This window comes from Sulfitobacter sp. M13 (genome assembly GCF_053474885.1).
In genome coordinates this window covers 1,276,782-1,295,452 of the sequence record NZ_CM130281.1, presented here as the reverse complement: position 1 = coordinate 1,295,452, position 18,671 = coordinate 1,276,782, and the positions used below count along the sequence as shown (strand labels likewise).

At 58.6% G+C, this 18,671-nt stretch carries 17 protein-coding genes; 7 read left to right on the top strand and 10 right to left on the bottom strand.

The features are described 5' to 3' along the window. Positions 1–32: 32 nt before the first annotated feature. On the top strand, positions 33–938 hold the full coding sequence (locus ACVBAU_RS06135; protein WP_448328485.1) for a LysR substrate-binding domain-containing protein: 906 nt from the start codon (positions 33–35) through the stop codon (positions 936–938). A 147-nt stretch (positions 939–1,085) separates the two neighbouring features. Here ACVBAU_RS06135 and ACVBAU_RS06130 read toward each other — a convergent pair whose 3' ends face one another. Further along, positions 1,086–2,495 (bottom strand): dihydrolipoyl dehydrogenase, encoded by a 1,410-nt coding sequence (locus ACVBAU_RS06130; protein WP_448328483.1) that lies wholly within the window; start codon positions 2,493–2,495, stop codon positions 1,086–1,088. Then, positions 2,495–3,883, bottom strand: coding sequence for an NAD-dependent succinate-semialdehyde dehydrogenase (locus ACVBAU_RS06125; protein WP_448328482.1), 1,389 nt, complete (start codon positions 3,881–3,883; stop codon positions 2,495–2,497). The genes ACVBAU_RS06130 and ACVBAU_RS06125 overlap by 1 nt, the downstream gene beginning before the upstream one ends. Positions 3,884–4,084: 201 nt before the next feature. Here ACVBAU_RS06125 and speB point away from each other — a divergent pair, with 201 nt between their 5' ends. Together speB and ACVBAU_RS06115 are read left to right on the top strand one after the other, a co-directional pair. Next, entirely contained in the window at positions 4,085–5,062 is a 978-nt protein-coding gene (speB, locus tag ACVBAU_RS06120; protein ID WP_335745220.1) for an agmatinase, read from the top strand. A 323-nt stretch (positions 5,063–5,385) separates the two neighbouring features. Beyond that, a complete protein-coding gene (locus tag ACVBAU_RS06115) occupies positions 5,386–6,840 on the top strand; it encodes a sensor histidine kinase (RefSeq protein WP_448328480.1) in 1,455 nt (484 codons plus the stop codon). A 145-nt stretch (positions 6,841–6,985) separates the two neighbouring features. Here ACVBAU_RS06115 and ACVBAU_RS06110 read toward each other — a convergent pair whose 3' ends face one another. The 6 genes from ACVBAU_RS06110 to ACVBAU_RS06085 form a co-directional block, all read right to left on the bottom strand. Next, positions 6,986–7,633, bottom strand: a complete 648-nt coding sequence (locus ACVBAU_RS06110) for a DUF3726 domain-containing protein (RefSeq protein WP_448328478.1) — start codon at positions 7,631–7,633, stop codon at positions 6,986–6,988. Beyond that, entirely contained in the window at positions 7,630–9,333 is a 1,704-nt protein-coding gene (locus ACVBAU_RS06105; RefSeq protein WP_448328476.1) for a hypothetical protein, read from the bottom strand. Before ACVBAU_RS06105 ends, ACVBAU_RS06110 begins: the two co-directional genes overlap by 4 nt. 71 nt (positions 9,334–9,404) lie before the next feature. Beyond that, a complete protein-coding gene (locus ACVBAU_RS06100) occupies positions 9,405–10,955 on the bottom strand; it encodes a BCCT family transporter (RefSeq protein WP_448328475.1) in 1,551 nt (516 codons plus the stop codon). 47 nt (positions 10,956–11,002) lie between these two features. Then, entirely contained in the window at positions 11,003–12,010 is a 1,008-nt protein-coding gene (locus ACVBAU_RS06095) for a membrane dipeptidase (RefSeq protein ID WP_448328473.1), read from the bottom strand. Beyond that, on the bottom strand, positions 12,007–13,467 hold the full coding sequence (locus ACVBAU_RS06090; RefSeq protein ID WP_448328914.1) for an aldehyde dehydrogenase family protein: 1,461 nt from the start codon (positions 13,465–13,467) through the stop codon (positions 12,007–12,009). The genes ACVBAU_RS06095 and ACVBAU_RS06090 overlap by 4 nt, the downstream gene beginning before the upstream one ends. Positions 13,468–13,587: 120 nt before the next feature. Then, complete coding sequence (locus ACVBAU_RS06085; protein ID WP_448328471.1) at positions 13,588–14,460, bottom strand: LysR family transcriptional regulator; 873 nt, start codon at positions 14,458–14,460, stop codon at positions 13,588–13,590. A 94-nt stretch (positions 14,461–14,554) separates the two neighbouring features. Between ACVBAU_RS06085 and ACVBAU_RS06080 the strand changes: the two genes are divergently transcribed. The 3 genes from ACVBAU_RS06080 (at position 14,555) to ACVBAU_RS06070 (ending at position 16,803) form a co-directional block, all read left to right on the top strand. After that, positions 14,555–14,911 (top strand): RidA family protein, encoded by a 357-nt coding sequence (locus ACVBAU_RS06080; protein ID WP_138923981.1) that lies wholly within the window; start codon positions 14,555–14,557, stop codon positions 14,909–14,911. A gap of 225 nt (positions 14,912–15,136) precedes the next feature. Next, entirely contained in the window at positions 15,137–16,483 is a 1,347-nt protein-coding gene (locus tag ACVBAU_RS06075) for a Y-family DNA polymerase (RefSeq protein WP_448328468.1), read from the top strand. Next, a complete protein-coding gene (locus tag ACVBAU_RS06070) occupies positions 16,483–16,803 on the top strand; it encodes a hypothetical protein (RefSeq protein WP_448328466.1) in 321 nt (106 codons plus the stop codon). Before ACVBAU_RS06075 ends, ACVBAU_RS06070 begins: the two co-directional genes overlap by 1 nt. Here ACVBAU_RS06070 and ACVBAU_RS06065 read toward each other — a convergent pair. Together ACVBAU_RS06065 and ACVBAU_RS06060 are read right to left on the bottom strand one after the other, a co-directional pair. Continuing rightward, on the bottom strand, positions 16,800–17,075 hold the full coding sequence (locus ACVBAU_RS06065) for a DUF3253 domain-containing protein (RefSeq protein WP_335745230.1): 276 nt from the start codon (positions 17,073–17,075) through the stop codon (positions 16,800–16,802). The two genes, ACVBAU_RS06070 and ACVBAU_RS06065, sit on opposite strands and share 4 nt — an antisense overlap. Positions 17,076–17,341: 266 nt before the next feature. Further along, the gene (locus tag ACVBAU_RS06060) at positions 17,342–17,536 is read right to left on the bottom strand and encodes a hypothetical protein (protein WP_448328464.1); all 195 of its coding nucleotides are present in this window, start codon (positions 17,534–17,536) and stop codon (positions 17,342–17,344) included. Between the two features lie 203 nt (positions 17,537–17,739). Here ACVBAU_RS06060 and ACVBAU_RS06055 point away from each other — a divergent pair, with 203 nt between their 5' ends. Further along, positions 17,740–18,669, top strand: a complete 930-nt coding sequence (locus ACVBAU_RS06055; protein WP_171048925.1) for a LysR family transcriptional regulator — start codon at positions 17,740–17,742, stop codon at positions 18,667–18,669. Positions 18,670–18,671 lie beyond the last annotated feature (2 nt).

The following is an 18,671-nucleotide window of genomic DNA, read 5'->3' as shown; positions in this document are numbered from 1 at the left end:
GATTTGATTATTCGGTTTTTGGAGATAATACCGTGGATACTGACAACCTGCGCCTTTTTGTCATGGCCGCCGACAGGTTGAATATCTCTGCCGCTGGACGGGACCTTGGTCTTGCGCCGGCTGTGGCCAGCGCAAGGCTCGCCAAGTTGGAGCAAGAGCTTGGTGTCGAGCTGCTGCACCGGACCACGCGCAAGGTGTCGCTGTCCCTCGAGGGGTCCGATTTCCTTCCCTATGCCCGCGAAATTCTGGCACAGGCAGAGGCAGCAAAAGCCGTCCTTGGCGGCAGTGAAACCAGCCCGAAGGGTACGTTGCGCTTTGCCGCGCCAAGCAGTTTTGCGCAGCGGCATATCATGCCTTTGTTGCCCAGGTTCCACGCATTGTATCCAGACCTGACGCTGGACCTCCGCCTATCCGACACCCGCTTCGATGCGATCGAGGGCAGTTTTGACCTTGCCCTACGCAGCGCGCCCCTGACAGACAGCAGCCTCAAGGGGCGCAGGCTGGCGGAAGACACCCGCGTGTTATGCGCCTCTCGCGATTATATCGAAGCGCATGGCGCACCGCAGACCCCGGCAGAGCTTGATGGGCATCGGTTCACTGCCTGGAAAGACCTAGAGCCACGCGAACTGATCGGACCCGAGGGGGCGACCGCGCTTCTTGATCCGGCATGTATGAACTGCCGTACCATCGTGGACGACGGCGACGCGCAGCGCGAAGCGACCCTTGCCGGTGCGGGCGTGTCGATCAACTCGCTCTGGAGCGTCACTGACGAGCTTGCCTCGGGCCGCCTGATACGGGTGTTGCCGAAATGGAAGCTGAACGACAATTCGGTTTTGTGGCTGGTCTATCCCCGCTCGAACGTGCTCACCCCGAAAACACGGATCTTGATCGACTTTTTAATCGATAATCTAGCCACCCGCGCCGAGTGGGGTGCCTGACCGCGGTGCGCCAAAATTGCTCGGAACGATCATGGGCACAAGCTCATGCGGCGTGTGCAGTTCCTGCCCCACCCATTCGACGCGGATCACGCGCGAATAGGCGAGGCAAGTCAATGTCAGCACGAGATGACTATCGTGACCTAAGGTTCAGGCCCCCGGCGGGTCATTGGCACCGCGTCCGATCGGCAGGGCGACCGGCGTTGCAGCACAGATCTCGCGTAGTGCCGATTTCAGCCCTTCTTCGAGGGTTGGATGGTAGAACGGCATCTTCAAAAGGTCGCTTGCCGTCTCGCCGCGCTGGATCGCGTGGATCAGCAGATGCGCCATGTGGTCCGCTCCGGGGCAAAACAATTCGGCACCCGTCAGACGCCCGTCAGGTGCCGCCGCATAAAGCCGGACAAGACCCTTCGCGCGCGCTTCGACTTTGGCGCGGCCCTGATCTGCATAGGAGGCGCAGCCGGTTAACGTGTTCTCATCGGGCCCCTCGCCGAGTATGGCGAGCGGCGGATCGCTAAAGGTTAGCGTGAAGGTCGGCATACGCGGGTGGGCATCCATCGACGGAAAAGCGGCGGCGTTGCTCCCTGCCACGCTTCCCTCGTCGCTTGCCTCGTGCAGCACGGCCGCGTCAGCGTTCACGTCACCCGCGATAAAAACGGGCGTGTCGCCGCATTGCAGCGTGGTACGGTCAAAGACCGGCACACCATGTTCGTCAAGCTCAAGCCCTGCCGCGTCAAGCCCGAGACCGTCAAAGGCAGGCGGACGGCCGGTCGCGACAAGAACGCGGTCGAACGCGCGCATGCCGCTGGAAGCACCGGACCACGACAGTTGCACGCGACCATCGAGTTTTTCCACACTCACGTCGACGCCAAGATGGAGCGGAAGCTCCTCCCCGATGATGTCGACAAGTGCGGCCTGCACGTCTGAATCCTGCGCCCCGCCGAGTGTGTCGCCATGATCAAAAAGAACCGTGTCGACGCCAAGCCGCGACATAGCCTGCGCCAGTTCCAGCCCGATCGCACCGCCCCCGATCACCGCGAGAGACGCGGGCAGATCTTGCATCTCGAACACGCTCTCGTTGGTGAGGGCAAGATCGCCGAGGCCCTCGAACGGCTCGGGAATACGCGCATAAGATCCGGTCGCGATCACAATTGCCTTGGCGCTTACCGTGTCGCCGTTGTCGAGGGTAAGCGCGTTCTGACCTGTGAAATGCGCGCGTGCCTGAATACAGGTCCCAGCCGGCAGAGTGTCGAACGATGCACGCGTTGCTCTCACAAATTTGTCACGCTCGCGGCGGACGCGTTCTAGCACCCCCTGTCCGTCGACTTCGACATGTCCCACATCAACACCGAATACGCCCGTGCCACGAGCATTATGCGCCGCGTTTGCGGCAGCGATAAGAAGCTTGGACGGCATGCAGCCGGTGTTTGCACACAGCGTGCCACGGAAGGCCTCGTCGATCAGGAGAGTGCGCGCGCCGTCGCGACGCGCGCTCCGCTCGGCAGCGAGGCCGGCAGTGCCGGCCCCGATGATAGCGACATCGATGTCATGATGCGCCATCACTTCGCCTTTTGATCCGTCATATAAATCGATTTGGCGTTGACGAACTCCTTCATGCCAAAGCCGCCATGCTCGCGCCCGTAGCCCGAGTTCTTCACACCGCCGAATGGCATGTTCGGAAGCGCAATATTGTACCCGTTGAGCGTGATCATACCGGTATCGAACTGCTCGCTCGCCAGCTTGCGTGCGCGCGCCTCGTCACGGCTGAAGATACCACCACCAAGGCCATAACGACTATCGTTGGCGATACGCATGGCGTCTTCGTCGTTCTCGGCACGGATCACGGAAGCGACGGGACCAAACAGCTCATCGTCATAGGCGGGCTGGCCAGGCTTCACGTCGACCAGCACGGTCGCGGGGTAATAGGCACCCTTGCGGTCCGGCGTCTCGCCTCCGACCACGGCGCGTGCGCCTTTTTTGACGCTTTCTGCCACCTGCTCCGCCAGTTTGTCGCGCAGATCGTTGCGCGCCATTGGTCCAAGGCCGGTGTTGGCGTCCGTCGGATCACCCATCTTGATCGCTTTCATCTTCTGGGTGTAGCCCTCGACGAAAGCGTCGTAATTTTTCGCCGTAACGATAAAGCGCTTACCGTTCACGCAGGTCTGGCCGTTGTTGTAGATCCGCGCCGTGACACAAGTATCCACCGCGAGATCGATATCGGCATCGTCCAGAACGATGTAAGCGTCGTTCGATCCAAGTTCGAGCACGGACTTTTTCAGCTGCTCCGCCGCTTTCTGCGCCACGGTCCGGCCAGCGGTATCGCTACCCGTCAGGGTCACGCCGCGCACCAGATCGTTTTCAATAACCAGATCGGACTGGTCGTGGTCAATCAAGAGCACCATAAAGAGGTTCTTTGGAAGGCCTGCTCGCTCCATCAGATCACGCAGGAAAAGCCCCGACCCGGTACAGTTTTCCGCGTGCTTGAGAAGAACCCCGTTGCCCGTCATCAAGTTGGAGATGGCATAGCGCACCACCTGATAGCAGGGGAAATTCCACGGCTGGATACCATAAATGACGCCCAGAGGGGCATAGTGGACGACACCCGTGCCACCGGGAATATCGCGTTCCTCGTCGGCCAACGCGTCAGGTCCGTGATCAGCAGTGAAGTTACAGATTTGCACGCACAGATCGATCTCGTCGCGGCTGTCGCCGATCAGCTTGCCGACCTCGCGGGTCATGAGCTGGGCAAAATCTTCTTTGCTATTGGAAAGCTCCTCACCAATCGCCCGAATGATCTTGGCGCGGTCCGTGGTCGATTTCAGCCGCCAATCAAGGAAAGCGTCATGGCATCCGCGCACGGCGTCGCGCGCCTCGTCGTTGGTCATGAGGGTGTAGGTTTCCAGAGTTTCCTCTGTCGCTGGATTGATGGTGGTGATCTGGCCGGTCATGAATGCCTCCGTACTGATTACAAATGAATTCTAGGGAGACAACGTATCCTTTCTGCATTCGTTCCTTGTGTGCGATTATGCTGCGCGCACATTATGGAGAGCAGATTGAAACCTCCAAGGGTTTCTGCCCTGTTTCGGTGAAGGCGATCCATGATGGAGCGCACCCCCCTTGAAAAACAAACAATCGAAAGTGAATAGAATATGTCGTCACATAGCTATGAAACGGGGCGGCTCGACCTGCCTTTTGTCGGGATCGCGACTTTTGGCAAAAGGCCCTACGTGCAGGATTGGGACAAGATCGACGCTGATGTTGCGGTTCTAGGGGCACCGTTTGATTTCGGGTGTCAGTTCCGGTCAGGGGCACGATTTGGTCCGCGTTCTGTTCGTGAAGCGTCCACGCTTTTCAGCTTTGGTCATGCGGGTGCCTATGATCACGAAGACGATGCGACGTATCTGGATGCCTCTGTGCGGATCGTGGACATTGGGGACGCCGATATCATCCATACCAAAACCGACGAAAGCCACGCCAATATTGCCTATGGGGTTAAGAAGATTCTCGACGCTGGTGCCCTGCCCGTGACCATTGGTGGCGACCATTCGATCAACATTCCTTGCATTAAAGCCTTTGAAGATAATTGTGCCGAAAACGGCCCGATCCATGTGGTGCAGATCGACGCTCATCTTGATTTCGTCGATGAACGCAAGGGCGTCACCGACGGGCACGGCAACCCGATGCGCCGCGCCTTAGAAAGGGACTATGTATCCGGCATGACCCAATTGGGCATCCGCAACGTGTCCTCGACCGCAAGAGAAGGCTACATTGATGCGCGCGCACGGGGATCCGATATCTTGTCTGTGCGCCAAGTGCGCGCGCTTGGCACGCAGTCGGTTCTCGAGCGGATTCCGGAAGGTGCTCGCTATTACGTCACAATTGATATTGATGCGTTTTGCCCGTCTATCGCGCCGGGCACTGGCACGCCAAGTCATGGCGGGTTCCACTACTATGACGTATTGGAAATACTTCAAGGTCTCAGCAAGCGGGGCGATGTGGTCGGCATCGATCTGGTCGAAGTCGCCCCCGCCTATGATCCCTCTGAAAGCACGCAGATCTTGGCCGCACAGCTTTTGCTGAACTTCATCGGCTTTATTTTCCATAATAAAAAGCAGACATCAGCATGATGGACCGTCCCTGACATCTCTAGATTTCTACGGCTGCAAAAATACTGCAGTTTCAGGAGTGCTGAGTTAAGGCCCACAGCCGATCTTGGATACATCGATATAACGTCCCGCCAACGTTGGGTTGTTGATGTCAGCGGGCGTGGTGGATCAAAAGGTCCACCGATGCCCAGACTAAGCGCCTATGGGCCTCAATTTCGCCTAATTCGCCCACTAGGAGAAAAGTTGGTTAAATTAAAAAGTAACGCAGAAGCGTAAAATTTTATGCTAAACGACAGGGCTTTGAGTTCCTCTCAAAAGCGGCGTTTGGACATTAGGAAAAGTGCATGAGCAAATTTAACAGCACTCCCCCCAGCGCAAACGGAATTACCGCCCCAACAGGAACTGTGCCCGCACGTATTGATCCAAAATTCATCATAGCCGTTACCTTCGGATTTTTTATCCTGTTGGCGTTTATGACCTATCAGATCGCGACCGTTATGGTTCACCATGGGGTGGAACGTGATGCGTCCCGGCGGTCGCTCGAGTGGGCGGAATTTGCGGTAAAACAGGTTCCTGAAATAGCTGCCTTGGCTGACGGGGCGCCGATTAAACCAGAAAATTGGGACGCGTTCCGAGATCTCGCCAGCTTTGGCGGCGTCTTCCGATTCAAGATTTTCAGCCCCGATGGGGTGCTCCGCTTTGAGTCGGATGATCCCACCGCCACAGGCGAAAGTCTGGGCAAGCACAATGCAATTGCCGCATCCGTTGTGAAAACCGGCGAGGCCTATACTACCGTAGAGAACGGGCGGTCGAAGCCCAATCGGCCTGATTTATATAGCGAAACCTATTTGCCGGTATATGACAGCGGGCGACTGGTCGCGATCGCTGAGACCTACATGGACCAAACGAGCAAGACGGCGGCCGTGCGCGTTGAATACGCTTTCGTCGGTGTGCTGATGGCCGGTATGATCCTGCTGGCACTCTCCATCCCATCGGCTGGCTTATGGCTTATGTTCCGGCGGCTCAAATACAACAATGAACAGTTAAAGTATGCCCAGATACGCGCAATGGCCTCTGACAAAAGCAAGAGCGAATTTATTTCGACGGTTAGCCATGAGTTACGGACGCCATTAACGTCGATAAAAGGCTCCCTCGAAATGTTAAAATCAGGAAAGATAATTGAATTGTCGGTCGCCGCAGAAAGATTGGTGGCGATGGCGGCAAAGAATTCGAATATTCTAAATTTGCTCGTAAACGATCTATTGGATTTCGAGAGAATTGATACAGGAAACCTTGAGGTGTCCAAGCGCCCTTCGGATATCGTCTCCATTGTAAGAGATGAAATCGAGACCATGATGTCCTATGATACGGAACAAGAGGTAGAATACTTCTATACAGGGGACGACGGGCCGCTCATCGGCAATGTTGATCCTGACAGAATAGCCCAGGTTGTTCGAAACTTGCTTTCAAACGCTGTCAAATTCTCACCGAAAAATGGAAAGATTTTCGTTTCTGTTAGAAAGGAAATCGGGGCAGTGCGGATTGACGTTGCGGACTCTGGGTGCGGTATCTCACCAGGCGATTGCACGAGAATTTTTGACAAATTTACCCAAGTCGATTCATCAGACACACGAAAGCACCGCGGCACAGGACTGGGTTTGGCTATTTCTAAAGGTATAGTCGAGGCCCATGGCGGTGATATCGGCGTGACCAGTGTCGAGGGTGTCGGGAGCGAATTCTATTTCGTCGTGCCAATTGGCATCGAAGATAAACGGGTGCCTTTGCAAGACGCCGCCTAAGCCTTCTTTTGCTGGCAGCGCAGGCATCCTAAGCGCGGTAAAGAAGACGGTGAAGAAACCGCCTGAATTCTACGTCTGGCCCCCCTTGAAAATGGGGGGTTACCCCCTCAATACAGGCCCGCTCATTTACCCAGCGACGACACTGCTAGTCGCCCTCTTGCCCGGCACCCGCCCCGGCGCGGCTTTCTGCGGTGGCGGGGGCATAGGTGCGGTGCGCATAGCTTTCCAGCGTACGCATTGTCTCTCTTGTTACATCACGATCAGAACATAGCCGAACCGCCCCGTCTGCCTGTCCAATGGTCCGGGACAGGGTAACTATTCCCGTTTCCGCCACGAGCAGCACAGCCTCTTCCCCCTTCATCCGCGGCGTGCTGTCTCCGAGACTAAGAGTGACCCCGCCCCATTCCAAAGCCACGCTGACCCCGGCAGATCGGGCGGCCTCGCAGGCAAAGGGGGCCAGCAGAAGGGGCACCGCGACATCGCCCAGTTGTAGTTCCTTTCCGTCCTTCAGATCGTCTGCCTGATCGCAAATCAACGCGCCTGCAATAATCGGGCAGAGCAGACCGTTCCGCGCGCGCGAGATACCCTCCTTTTCTTGTTGCAGCGCGAGGTCGGAATAAGGCTTTCCATCGTTCTGGCGCAATAACTCGGATAGCAGCCAAGGGCCGGGGAACCCATTATCACTGAGCCAGCGCACCGCCTTGCCGGCCTCTTCGGCAAGCCCCCAGCTCATGCCACCGCCCCGCGCGGCCTTACGTGCGAGGACTTCGATTTCATTGAGCGAACAGATCACACCGGCACCTCCACCAGAGCGGGATAGGTCCAGCCAGCGAACTCCATCTCGGCCAGTTCATGCGGGAACGGCGCGTTGCGGAACATGTTGATCCGCACCCAACGGTCTGAGCGTGGGTCGAAATGGCAGGCGCCGAAAAAAGACAGTTTGGCGCGCAACAGGTCGATGGGCAGGATATCGGCGCTGACGGTGTTGTCGCGGATTTCGGCATAGGGGTGGCGGGCGACAATCTGCACGCGGCGCAGGATGTGACGATGCTCCGGATGGCGCAGGAGGAAATCCGCAACGCGGATCTGGTCAGGCTCGCCACTGAGTTGGTTGAACAACATCGCCGCATCACGACCCGGTGCCAGCGGCTGTTCATAGGGCGCGACCGGCTCCAGATGGCGCTCTCCCAAGCGTGGCTCGAGTTTCTCGGCGGAAACATACCACGCCTTGGCCTGACTCTCGGGGCTGTCCCAGTCGATCTTGAGCGCCCAAGCATAGTCACGCTCAAGGATGCCGCGCAACTGGGCCGCGGTCATGCTGCCGTCGATGCGGAACCCAGCGCCCTCATCCGCGCTCATCCGGCTGGGCAGGTCGTCGACCAGCGCGCCGTAAGGTTCCATCATCAGCGCTACGAGAAGCTCTTGCCCCTCAAGGCTCAGCGCGCCTTCGGCCCAGCGATAGAGCGTATCCCACGGCATTGGCGCATTAAGCGCGCCGCTTCCCAAATGCGCGTCGAGCCGGTCAAGGTCTGTCTTTAGCCCAGCAATCTTGTCGCATTGTAGCGGATGTTCTGAATGCCAGTCATCCACGTTGCGCCGTCCCCGGCGCAGCATGGTCAAAAAGGCCTCCGTCTCTTCAGATGAGACAACGGGGAGAGCGCGCACACGGGCCAGCGCGGTCTCGCGTGCTTTGATCCAGTTGTTGAGCAGAATGGGGTGGTTCAGCAAGAAGGGCGCCATGCCGAGCCCCGTTGAATTGCCGATGCCAAAGCGGCGGCGCAAGGCGCCATCAAGTTTGACGGCCCCCTCCCCGCCGCGACGTGCACCAAGGTGCTCGACAAGATCAAGCACGAAGCCACGGATCAAGAAAACCGTCAGCATCTCGGCTTGGAAGGGCGCGGCAAACTCGGGCCGGTCGGCGATGCTCTCGCGGTCTGCAGCACCAAGCTTGCCGGAGCCGTAGACCGCCGTGGTGCGCATCAGGTAGCCCACCGCATCGACGTCCGCCGCCTGCGGCTGTTCGCCCCGGCTCAGACAATCGACGACATGATCGAACAGGCGCACCGAACGGTTCGCGCGGGAAACCGTGATCTCGGATGTCGTGACCCGTCCGGCCTCTTGCAGCGGGATATTCTGCGACAGGCGGGTGATGTCGGCGTCAGTGGGCAGGCCATCGAAGAGGGTAAAGGTCGTGTCCCAAGCGGTGGCGATCACCCGGTCGGAACGTTGTTCGGGCGGCAGATCATGGGCAAAGGCGACAAGGCTGTAGCTGCGGGACGGGCCGTGCATGGTATATACCGCATGGCCCACGCCTTGAGCGTCAATCTCGAAGGCGCGACGTTCAAAGCGCCAGTTTTCGGCCTTGAGCCGCCGCAGCAGCACCCGCATGAAAGACAGCCGCGATTGGTGGAACGATCCCATCCGCGCCAGCCGCATTACGGTCTGTGCAGGGCGCAGGGCGACGCGGTCTGGGTTGAGCTGGCCATGTTTCATCACGCGCCTCCTCTTGCATGATATCATAGTCTCATGCCGGGCACCCCATTTCGGGCCGCCCGGCGACGTTCTCAAGCCGTGCCGCGACCCTTGGCCAAGGTGATGCGAAGTGCATCCCAGAGCGAGGGCAGAAGCACCAGCGACACCGGCACCGCGGTAACGACGATAAAGCTTTGTAGCTTGCCGACACCGCCAGCGCCGAGCGAGATGAGGATCACCGCCATCAGCCCCATGCCGATGCCCCAGAACACCCGGACTGGCATCGACGACATGTCCTCGTCCGACATGGCGACCGAAATCACATAGGTCATCGAGTCGCCCGTCGTGGCCACGAAGATCGTGGTCAGGATCAGGAACAGCAGCGACACGATGAAGCCCAAAGGCAGTTGTTGCGTGATCGCCAGAAGGGCCGCCGGCAGGTTGAACCCCTCAAAGGCGGTCGAGACCGAGCCGGTGTTGCCAAGTTCAAACGCGATCCCCGAGCCACCGACGATGGTGAACCAAAAGGTGGTAACGATCGGCGCGACCAGCGACAGCATCACGATGATCGACCGGATCGACCGCCCTCGCGAGACACGCGCGATGAACATCGCCATCAGCGGGCCATAGCCCATGAACCAGCCCCAAAAGAACACCGTCCACCAGCCCAGCCAGCCCGGTTCTCCGAAAAGCCCTGCCTCGCCGCGATAAAGCGCCATGCCAAAGAAGTTCCCAAAGTAGGAGCCAAGGCCCGCGAAGTAGCTTTTGAAGATAAAGACCGTCGGGCCGAAAACCAGCATGAAGAGCAGCAACCCGGCAGCGAGGATCACGTTGATCTTGCTGAGCAGTTGGATTCCACGGGTTAGCCCCGTCATGGCCGAAATCGTATAGAGCGCGACCAGCGCCGCGATTACCAAGGCCTGCGTGGCAAAGCTGTCGGGGATGCCAAAGAGCGTGTTTAACCCGTAGCTGACCTGTAGCCCCAGGAAACCAATCGGCCCCACAGTGCCCGCGACCACGGCAATGATGCAGGACGCATCTGCAGCCAAGCCAATCGGCCCCTTTATTGCACGCTCGCCAAACAGCGGATAAAGCAGCGTGCGCGGCGCGAGCGGCAGGCCCTTGTCATAGTGGTAATGCATCAGCATCACCGTGGTCAGCGCACCAAGGATCGCCCAAGCGAGGAACCCCCAATGCATAAAGCTTTGCGCGGGCGCGACAGCTTCGGGTGTGCCTGCGTCGGCCCCGAAAAGCGGCGGCGAGGACAGGAAATGCGCCATCGGCTCACCCGCAGCCCAAAAGACACCTCCCCCGGCAAGCAGGGTACACATGATCATCGACCCCCATTGGAAGGTCGAGAATTCCGGTCGTGCCAGCCCGCCCATGATCGCGCGACTGCCCGGCAGGACGATCAGCACCAACCCGATCAGGAAAGTGGCCAGCAGAAGCACCTGCCAATAGAGACCGAAATACTTGGCCGAGAAGGCAAAGCTGCTATCGACAATGGCCGAGAGCATTTCGAGGTCAAGAAGCGCCAGAAGGCAGAAGACCGCGATGAAGCCTCCCGTGATGGCAAAGAGTGGTTTGTTGATATGTCCGGCACTTGGCGTTTGCGCCACCGGGCTTTGTGTTTGGTCCGTCATCCCATCCTCCCTGAAGGAAATTCGTCGTTATGCGTCGGGCTTGCGGATTATTCCGCGGCCCGCCGAGCCTGCGTCTTACGCGCAGTGCCAAAGCTCAGATCAAAGAAGCGCAGCCAGTTCTCTCCCATGATCCCGGCCACTTCCTGTGCGTCGAAACCCACGGTCCGCAGACCGGTTTCAACGTTTCCAAAATCGAGGTTGTCGCGGAACCAGTCGGGCATGTCCGGAAACCCCGGTGCCGCGGCCGATCCTTCGCCGTAGTCGATCCGTTTGGTCCAACGTCCCATACGCATCCAGTCAACCACGCTGTCAGGGTGATCTTGGCAAAGGTCCGATCCGATCCCGAGGCTGCCCACCCCGACCATCTCGGCTGTCCGCGCTACCATTTCGCAAAAGCTCTGCAAGGTGCAGGCGCTCTTGTCTTTCAAGTGATGCGGGTAAAGCGAAAACCCGATCATGCCGCCGCTTTCCGTCAGTGCACGAATGACCGCGTCGGACTTGTTGCGCCGTGCCGGTGCCCATTGCGCCGGGTTCGCATGCGTAATTGCGGTCGGGCGTGCGGAATGCTCAATCGCCTCTAAGGTGGAGCGGTCCGCCGAATGGCTCATATCGACCACGAGGCCCACGCGGTTCATCTCTTCGATCACTTCACGGCCCATGCGGGTCAGACCCGGGTCTTCGGCCTCGTAGCAGCCCGTGGCCAACAGCGATTGGTTGTTGTAGCTCAGCTGCATGAAGCGCGCGCCGAGGGTGTGGACGATCTCGACAAGGCCGATGTCATCCTCAATGGGGCTGGGGTTCTGGAAACCAAAGAAGATCGCCGTGCGTCCCGTTTCCTTCGCGCGGCGCACATCATCGCCCGTTCGGCCTTGAAAGATGAGGTCCGGAAACTGCTCGAACCGGCGGTTCCAGGCTTCGATGTTCAGCACCGTTTCGCGGAAGTTCTCGTGGTAGGCGATGGTCACATGCACCGCATCCACGCCGCCTTCGCGCATCTGGCGGAAGACCTTCTCCGACCAATTCGCGTATTGCAGACAGTCGATGCGGTAGCTCACGCCAGTTCCTCCGGCGTGCCCGCGGCGATATAGGCGGTCTTGACCGTGGTGTAGAATTCGGCGGCATAGGAACCCTGCTCGCGCGGGCCGTAAGACGAGTTACCCCGCCCGCCAAAGGGCACATGATAGTCAGTGCCAGCAGTGGGCAAATTGACCATCACGCAGCCGGTACGGGCATTTCGGCGGAAATGCGTGGCCCGCGCGATGGAGCGGGTGACGATGCCCGAAGTCAGGCCAAATTCGGTATCATTCACCACGGCCAGCGCCTCGGCATAGCTACCGACCTTGATGACGCATGCAATGGGGGCGAACATTTCCTCGCGATTGATGCGCATGTCATTGGTCGTGCCTGTGAAGACCGCCGGGGACATGTAGTAGCCCTCAGTCTCCATGCTCAGCCGCGCGCCACCACATTCCAGCACCGCGCCTTCGGATTTGCCCAGTTCGATATAGCCGAGATTGGCTTGAAGCTGCTCTTCGCTGACCACCGGACCGATCTGCGTGCCTTCCGCCAGCGCGGGGCCGACCTTCATGGCCTTGGCCCCCGCCACCAGCTTTTCGACAAAGACGTCGTGCACCGCCGCGTGCACCACCAACCGCGAGGATGCCGTGCATTTCTGTCCCGACCCGCCAAAGGCACCGCCAAGCGCGAGACTGACGGCGAGGTCAAGGTCAGCGTCATCCATCACAGCAAGCGCGTTTTTCGAGCCCATCTCCATCTGGATCTTGGTAAAGTTCTGCACGGCGGCAGCGGCGATCCCGCGCCCCACTGGCACCGAACCGGTAAAGGAAATCGCATCCAATGCAGGGCTTTCCACCAGCGTTTGACCAATCTCGCGGCCTGCGCCCATGACGAGGTTGAACAGGCCGTTGGGAATATCCTGACGGCTGATGATCTCGGTCAGCGCCACGGCTGAGGCGGGAGTGACATTGGCGGGCTTCCAGACCACCGCGTTGCCATAGGCCAAGGCCGGCGCGATTTTCCAGCTCGCGGTCGCCGTTGGGAAGTTCCAAGGGCTGATCACAGCCACCACCCCAACCGGCTCGCGCCGCACGTCGATCTCTACGCCTGCGCGGACGCTGTCGGCCGTGTCCCCAATCTGGCGCAGGCATTCGGCAGCGTAGTAGGTAAAGAACTGTCCGGCGCGGTAGACTTCGCCCTTGCCTTCGGCCAGTGGCTTGCCCTCTTCGCGCGACAAAAGTTCGCCCAGCTCGGGGGCGCGGCGCATCAGTTCGGTGCCAATAGCCATCAATACGTCATGCCGGCGCTCGGGGCCGTAACCTGCCCAAATCGCCTGCGCCCGTCGGGCCGCGCTCAATGCCTCGTCAAGCTGCGCAGCGCTGGCCTGTGCATAGCGGCCAACAATCTCGGTCAGGTCCGACGGGTTTCGGTTCTCGATCTCTGCGGTGCCCGCGACCCACGCGCCTGCGATGTAATTGCGATTGAGGTCCGTCATGACGTTCATTGGGCTGTCTCCTGTCTGGCCGGGGTGTCCCGGATGCTTGGCGACAGTAAGCCTGAATATGACGATTCAATCAAATTCGATTAAATTGAATTTACTACAGGAAAATTGAATTTACTGCCCCGCCTGTTCGGCTTCGAGCGCTGCCAAGAACGCCTGTGCTGCTGGCGGCAAGAGGCGGCGGGGTTGGGAAACGAGGTAAAGATGACGATGTGCATTGCTCTGCGCGAGCGGCAGAAATACCAATCTCGGATCGTCCTCTGGCACCGCACGGCGCGGCAGCAAGGTAAGCCCAACCCCACCGCGCACCAGCGCCAGCAATGACGCAGTATTGGGCACCGACATTGCCGCTGCGTCGAGAATGGGGGCAAACTCCGGGTCCTCGATGAGATGGCACAGCCTATGTGTAATGAAATCACGCGCTGCGAGGTCAGCCCAAATCACAGGCTTCCCACGCAGCGCCAGCGCATCTTCCGGCGCGCAGACCACGCCGAAGGGATCAGAGAAAAGCAGCTTGCGATCAAAATCTGGCCCACCCGCGATGCTGCCCAGCCCGATGTCGGCGCGTTCGGCCTCCATCTCGCGCTGCACGGCCGCGCTGTCCATGTCGCGCATGTCGATGCGTACTTTGGGGTGATCGCGGCGGAAACGCCGGATCACAGCGGGCAGCACCACAGTCGCCACCGAGGGCGTCACCGCCAGCCGCACCTGTCCTTCTTCGGCACGCGATAGCCCCTCAATGGCCGAAACAGTCCGCCCGAAGTGATCGATCTCGCGCCGAGCCTCGCTATAGATCATGTCACCCAAAGGTGTCAGCCGCGCTTTTCGCGCCGTCTCGAACAGGGCCGCGCCCACATGTTCCTCAAATTGCTTGAGCATCATCGACACCGCCGAAGGGGTGCGCGCCAACTGCAATGCGGCATCGTTCAGGTTGCCTTGTTCCACCACTGCGCAAAAGCAGCGCAGCATTTCGATCTTAATCGCCAATTTCAAATTCCCTGAAGTAGATTTCAGATAATGAACTTTGCCTGAACATACTCCTCCTGTCTACATGGCGTCAGATAGTTGCAAGGAACACTTCATGACAAACAGCCTCAGAAAAATCGGCGGCTCGGCTCGCTTTTCGGCAATTTCCATTCACAACGGCCAAGTGCATCTTGCCGGTCAGGTTTCACAGTTGAAAGAGGGCGATATCGCGGTTCAGTCGCGCGACGTTTTCGCCAAGATCGATGAGCTTCTTGGTCAGGCTGGCACCAGCCGCGAGAACCTCATTTCGGTGCAAATTTGGCTTGCGGATATGGCCGATTACGCCGGGATGAATGCGGTCTGGGACGATTGGGTCTCGTCCGTTGTGCCGCCAACCCGTGTCTGCGTCGAAGCACGCATGGCGCAGCCGCATTATCTTATAGAGGTGCTGGCCATCGCCGCGGAGGAATAACGCTCGGTGCCCGCGCCATTCTGACCGTGCTATTCGACAACACCCTCAAACAGGCGGCGTATCACATCGCCTTTCGCAAGGCGGTCATGGCCGCTTGTGGATACTGTTGAGCGAGCTGGTGGGCGGCCCCTGAACTTCACTCAGGTTTCAGTCCGCCCACCCGATGGGGTTGGCGCTCGGCAGATATGTTCCTATAATGTTCCTGTGATTATAGAGTAGCATCAAATGACGTATCAGTTTCGAGGCCAAACCCACGCAGTGGAACGGCTATACCTTGATTTCGATAGCTTTTTTGCGACGGCAGAGCAGTATTTCAATCCCGACCTGCGCGGCAAGCCTGTGGGGGTGATCCCGCTCGATTCGCCTCATACGGGCTGCATTGCAATCAGCCGCGAGGCAAAGGCGCTCGGGCTAAAGTCTATGGCAAAAATGTCAGAGGCGCGGGCACTGATCCCTGACATGATTTTTGTCGTCGCGCGGCATGATGTTTATGTACGCCTGCACAATCGCATTTTGGAGGTCATAGAGACCTGCCTGCCCGTGGCCAAGGTCCGGTCGATTGACGAGGTGGTCTGCCATCTGCTGCCCAGTGAGGCACGCGAGGGCGAAGCTCTGGCGCGCCGCATCAAACGGGCCTTGGCGAAGAATTTCAGCGATTTGCTGACGTGCTCTATCGGGATGGCCCCCACTGAAACGCTGGCTAAGATCGGGGCCGAAATGAACAAGCCGGATGGTTTCGCCCTGATCGAAGCCACTGCGCTACCGGATCAGTTGGTGCATTTGGCACTGCGAAAGTTGCCAGGAATTTCACAGGGCATGGAGGCACGTCTGAACGCCGCCGGTATTTCGGATTTTGAGGGGCTTTGGCGTCTTGCCCCGAAACAGGCGCGTGCGATTTGGGGCAGCGTCGAGGGAGAGCGGTTCTGGTGCGAGCTTCATGGCACGCATGCGGAACGCCCAGCCACGGTTAAGCGCATGTTTGGGCACAGCCGGATGTTGCCGGCAGATTGGCGTAACCCCGATAAGCTGCGCGAATGTGCGCAGCAACTCACGATCAGCGCAGGCCGTCGGCTGCGGCGCGCTAATCTGCGAGCAACCAAGCTGTCGCTGGGTTTTCGCGGCGGGCAACGCCCGATGTCACGCACAGGCAAAGCCGACCTTCGTTGGGGGTGGGAAGCGCAATTTCTCCCTGCGCGGGACGATCACCGTTTTCTCACTGCTCTTAACGAAGCGCTGACCGCTGCGCGTGCCGCCCTACCCTTCCGGCCAAGATCGGTCAGTGTGATGTTGCATGGATTGGTAAGCGATGAGAACATGACCGAGGATCTTTTCAGCGACCACGACACCGGCAATGGCACAATGCGTGATGAACAAAACCGCTGGGAGGACGTGAGCGATGTCATGGACAGATTGCGTGCGACCCATGGGCCGGATGCGATTTCACTCGGCCCGCGCAGCACCGTGCCGGGCGGCTATCTGGGTGCCAAAATCGCCTTTGGTCGGATTCCGGATCAAGCTGATTTTGGCGATGCGCCCGTTTCGGACCACGACACACATTTTTGCAGTTTCTGATGGCCGGTAAAGCCTATCCCGTGACCCCGGACGGTCGTTATTTTCTGGTGAAGGACCGCTTGTGGCGCTGCACCGACCCTGCCCTTTCCGAGGCGGAACGCACTGCGCAGGTAAAGCGGCTTATGCAGGCGCGGTCTTTGGTAAAAACAGCAAAATCCGATGATGAATTGAGAGAGGCGCGCAAGCAGGTGCAGGCGGCAAAGGTTGCGCTCGGCGAACGGGGGCCGGTCTGGTGGGACGACGGCGCGCCGGACGTGAACCGTCACCACCCCAAGAATTCGCCCTATGCTGATTGGTGGCGCAGCCTTCCGAGCGACTAACGCGTGTCCTTAACGATGGCGATGCGGTAGATTCCGCTAAGGTCCTTGGTGTCGACCGGCGTGCCACCTTGCTTGATCAATATTGCACCCTCGTCGGCCAGCTTGATCGCCTGCTCGCGTATAGGATCCATCAAAGGCCGCCACGCCGCCTCGTCCTGCCCTCCAAGATGGCGGGCAACTTCGGAGGGGCAAATCGTCTTATCCGCGCCTCGCGCTGCGGCGAGGTCAACAATAGCGGCGGCAATACGCGCGGGGTCTGCAAAGGGCTTCATGCGGTCAACCTTCCGTAGCCTCGATGCACAGTCCATCGCGTAAAGCCCAATCCGACAGCCCTGTCTTCATACCACCCCATCTGCGGATCGCGCGTTCATTTGAAGACCTTATTGCCCCAATATACACGCAAATTAATGTTCATATACCCTGTGTGTAACCACTGACGCTGCGCTCAGATATTGAAAGTCATGCGTCTCAGAACCAAAAATGGCACGCTTTTCAGCGCGCCATTCAGAACGTCGTTTATCAGATTGAGAGCGTCTTCTTATTCGGTGCCCGAGACCTTTTTGACACCTTTGACGGCCAATCGGCCCGCGCCAACAGTGCCTTTGACCGCAGTTTTAGCGACGAAACCAGTTGCCCCCACGGTGTTGTCCACGACTTGTTCGGTGGAACAGGCCGAGAGGCTTGCCAGTGCGCCGATCATTGCGGCGATAAGTACTACTTTTGAATTCAACATACTCAGTTTCCTTTTGTGCATCAGGCCTTGGCCTATCCTTCAAAGCGACCCCCCGGAAAGGAAGCGGCAGCAGCAGCTACCCTTTGGGCTCGAATACCCGAATCTCCGTTCTTCGCCTTGCTGACATCTACATAAGGACTTTTATGCCATTCCAATAACGAATAAGAATGATGCTTGAGGCAAGTTTAGCTTATGGATTGACGATGGATATTACCCTGATCAAAACGTTCCTTGAGGTTGCCAACACAGGTTCGTTCGTTGCCGCGAGAGATCGGCTTTTTGTAACGCAATCGGCCATCAGCCTGCGCATTCAGCGTCTCGAGGATAGTTTGGGGCACCAGCTGTTCATCCGATCCAAGGCGGGTGCAGTCTTGACGGCCGAGGGTCAACAGTTCGAGCCCTATGCGCTGAGCCTTTTGAAAATCTGGGAGGAAGCGCGGCAAAAAATCTCCATCCCGCATGGGTATTCGCGCGCCCTCAGTATCGGCGCGCAATATTCGCTTTGGCCGGGCTTGGGCTTTCGCTGGCTCGATGCGCTACAAACGAGGATGCCCGAGCTTAGTGTGCATGGCGAGGTTGGCATGCCAGACCGCATCACACGATTTCTTGTTGAGGGCGTGGTTCAGGCAGCACTCTTATACACGCCCCAGCTTCGGCCCGGCCTGATCGTTGAACCGGCATTGGACGATGAGTTGATACTTGTTGCCTCTTATCCCAACGCGACGCTGGAAAACCTCGACGGGTATGTTGCCGTGGATTGGGGACCAGAGTTCACCCACGCGCTTGCGATTGCTCTCCCTCATCTTACGGATTCTGGCCAGTCACTGGCGTTGGGTGCCTTGGCGATGGAGTATATCGTCAACCGGCATGCGGCTGGTTTCTTGCCCGCCAGATCGGTCAGGCGCTATTTGAACGAAGAAAAGCTTTACATTGTGGCGGACGCGCCACGGTTTCATTACCCTTCTTGGATCGTTTGGCGCGAGGACATTGATGCTGATCTAGCCGAGTTGGCCCGTACGACATTGAAGGCCGTCGTGCATGCGGCTGAAAAAGATCAGGAATATCTCGTAGACGAATTATCCGCCATGGAGGATTATGAACCGGTGCTACCTCCCCAAATTACAAACGACTAATT